Origin of the sequence: Streptomyces violaceorubidus, assembly GCF_000717995.1 — a bacterium.
In the GTDB taxonomy this organism is placed as follows: Bacteria; Actinomycetota; Actinomycetes; order Streptomycetales; family Streptomycetaceae; genus Streptomyces; species Streptomyces violaceorubidus.
Map to the genome: position 1 here is coordinate 1 of NZ_JODM01000096.1, position 2,198 is coordinate 2,198.

At 69.2% G+C, this 2,198-nt stretch carries 2 protein-coding genes; one reads left to right on the forward strand and one right to left on the reverse strand.

Going from position 1 to position 2,198, the window contains the following annotated elements:
* A partial coding sequence (locus IE94_RS40705; protein ID WP_209441112.1) for a hypothetical protein occupies nucleotides 1-198 on the reverse strand: 198 nt, incomplete at its 3' end.
* Nucleotides 199-602: 404 nt separating this feature from the next.
* Between IE94_RS40705 and IE94_RS36600 the strand changes: the two genes are divergently transcribed.
* On the forward strand, nucleotides 603-2,198 hold a 1,596-nt coding region (locus tag IE94_RS36600), incomplete at its 3' end, for a hypothetical protein (RefSeq protein WP_157849445.1).

A 2,198-nucleotide genomic window follows, 5' to 3' on the forward strand; every position in this document is an offset into this window, starting at 1 on the left:
CGAGCGGGCGGGCAGTCTGTTCAGCGAGTCGGACGAGGACGGGGAAGACATGAGCGTCGACTCCCCCGGGGAGTACGGCGCCGGTGACCGCGCCGAGTCACCCGCTCTGGCCCTGCCGGGCACCACACCGGGGTTCAGCCGGGCGGGCAGCCTGTTCAGCGAGCCGGACGAGGATTCGGACGAGGACGGGGAACGCATGACCGTCGGCTCCCCCGGGGAACCGATGACCGTCGACTCCCCCGGGGAGTACGGCGCCGGAGACCGCGCCGAGTCACCCGCTCTGGCCCTGCCGGGCACTGCCCCGGACGCGGCGACCACCCTCCCCGGCACCCTCCCCGGCACCAACACCGGCACGAACACCGGCGCCGGGCAGACATCCGAGGTCGTGGAGATCCTTGATCCGCTGGAGCGGACCCTGCTGGGGCTGGGACCGTGGGCTCAGTACCCCTGGCACGGCCCGCCCTCCGACCATCACTTCGGATTCGGCAGAGCGGGCGTCCACAACCTCAACATAGCCGTCCATCCCAACGACGTGATCGCGCTCCACCAGCGACGGAGTTCCGGGGGACGAACGCGTACTGGCGCTGACCGTCGGGGCGTACGTGGCGAAGTACAACAGCGTGGAAGGCATCACCGCGTGGAGCCACGCAGTCACGCTGCCCAGCGGAGGAGTGCGCCAGTTCCGCCTCTGGGTCAGGAAGGCTCAGTCCGGAGACATCGCCCTCCACCCGGCGACGCTGCGTTACCTCGACGCGATGGCCTTCTTCTCACCGGAGCAGCTGAAACGCGCGGAGGAGGTAAGCAGGTCCGCACTGTCCACTGTGACAACGACTTATGAGAACCCGCCGGGGCAGGTAGGCACGGCGCCTCCCCCGAGAGTGGCGGCAGTGCCGCCCGTGGACTGGCTGGACGGAGTTCCGGGGGACGAACGCGTATGGGCGCTGACCGTCGGAGAGTACGTGGCGGAGCAGTGGAGCGTGAAAGGCATCACCAAGTGGCGGCGCGAAGTCACGCTGCCCGACGGGCGCGTGCGCAAGCTCCACGTCTGGGTCAAGAGTGCTCGGTCCGGAGCCGTCCCCCTCCACCCGGCGACGGTGCGTTACCTCGAGGCGATGGCCTTCTTCTCATCGGCTCAGCTGATCCGCGCGAAGGAGCGGAGCAAGGACACACGGTCCACCGTGATAACGACCCCTGAGGGCCCGCCGCTGGACGGAGTTCCAGACCACCAGCGCCCGGCACAGCCGTGGCAGGCATGGACGAAGCTTCCCCATGGAGTGGGGACAGTGCCGCCCGCGGACTGGCTGGACGGAGTTCCGGGGGACGAACGCGTACTGGCGCTGACCGTCGGGGCGTACATGGCGGACTTCAACAGCCTGGAAGGCGTCAGGTGGCACCGCGAAGTCATGCTGTCCAGCGGGCAGGTGCGCCAGTTGGGCGACTGGGTCAAGAGTGCTCGGTCCGGAGCCGTCCCCCTCCACCCGGCGACGGTGCGTTACCTCGAGGCGATGGCCTTCTTCTCATCGGCTCAGCTGATCCTCGCGAAGCAGCGGAGCAAGGACACACCGTCCCCCGTGACAACGACCCCTGAGGACCCGCTGGCCGGAGTCCCGGACGATGAGCGCATTCTGGCGTTCACGCTGAGGGACGCCGTCGCGCGCACAGGCAACGCCAAGGGCGTCATCAGGGCGCGTCAGAACGTCACCCTCTCCACCGGGCTTGGGCTACTGAGCGACTGGCTGCTGTCGCTGCGCGCGGGCAACACGAGCATCGGTGAGAAGACGGCCGCCTACCTCAAGAGCCTCTCCCTGCTCAGTGAGGCGGATCTCACCAGGGTGAAGACGGTCGCGGAGGTGGTCCGGCCTCCTGCGGAACTGCTGGACGGCGCACCGGCCCACGAGAGGGCGGCCGCTCTCTCCAGCGCGGAGTACATCTTCCAGCACCGCGGGGACAACGGCCTCGCGGTCATGAGACAGGTTTTCCACTTCCCCGACGGGAAGTCCCGGACCCTCGGGGAGTGGGTCCGCTTGGTGCGCTTGGGAGAACTGGCGGTCAGCCGGGAGACCTTCCAGTACCTGGAGCGACTGCCTCATTTCTTCCGGCCCGGCATCGACGAGGCGCGGATCGCGGGTCTGGGCGGCCCCGCCGCCCGGCCGGGCGGCGACGTCGTCGTCCGCGCCGCCCGCGTCGACACGGCACCG